The sequence below is a fragment of the Methylobrevis pamukkalensis genome, assembly GCF_001720135.1.
GTDB lineage: Bacteria > Pseudomonadota > Alphaproteobacteria > Rhizobiales > Pleomorphomonadaceae > Methylobrevis > Methylobrevis pamukkalensis.
Genome location: NZ_MCRJ01000301.1, coordinates 1 through 705, shown reverse-complemented (window position 1 = coordinate 705; position 705 = coordinate 1). Strand labels below are relative to the sequence as shown.

General features: G+C 72.8%; 1 pseudogene. It reads right to left on the bottom strand.

Annotated elements, in window-relative coordinates:
- Positions 1 to 354: pseudogene (locus A6302_RS20645) on the bottom strand (ATPase); the annotation flags it as partial.
- Between the last annotated feature and the right edge of the window lie 351 nt (positions 355 to 705).

The following is a 705-nucleotide window of genomic DNA, read 5'->3' as shown; positions in this document are numbered from 1 at the left end:
GCTGCGGAACAGGCCGGAGACCCAGGCCGGCGCGGTCTTGCCCGCCCCGTCCCAGCCGCTGCAGATCCGCCGCATCGGCCGCCCGCCCTGCGTGAACTCCACGCAGACGCCGGGGCCGATTACGCTGATCAGCCAGGCCGACTGCCGGGCCTGGTCCAGCAGGTCGTAGGAGACGCCCGGCGCCGAGGCGAGCCAGGTGCGCAACGCAAACTGCCGCGCGACCCGGTTGGCCGAACTCTCGATCTCGGTGCGCAGCATGGTCCGGGTATCGACCACCACCCAGGCGGTGACGACCGCGAGGCACAGCATGGCCGCGACCGCAAGCCGCAGGAAGAGACCGACGATGAGGCGCATGATCAAGGTTCCCTGAACGGCCGCGGGATCGCCAGAGTGGGCGCGCGCGGGGACGGCGGCAAGAGGAGCCGCCAACATCGGGCAATTTGCCCGACCCTGCGCGGGCAAAGCGCACTGGCCGGCGCGGCGCGACCGCTAGATTGGGATGCAACGGCCGGAAGTGCCGACGGGAGGAACAGACGATGACGCAGCAGCATCCGGCGCGGAGCGCGCGCACCCATCCGCAACGATGCCCGCGCCCCGGAGGGCGACGGGGCGGACCGCCGGCGTGGTCCTCGAGCGCCAGCTCGCCGGCTGGCCGTGAGCCGGATGCGACCCGTGCCGGCCAGATTCCCCGGACCCTGCGACCCG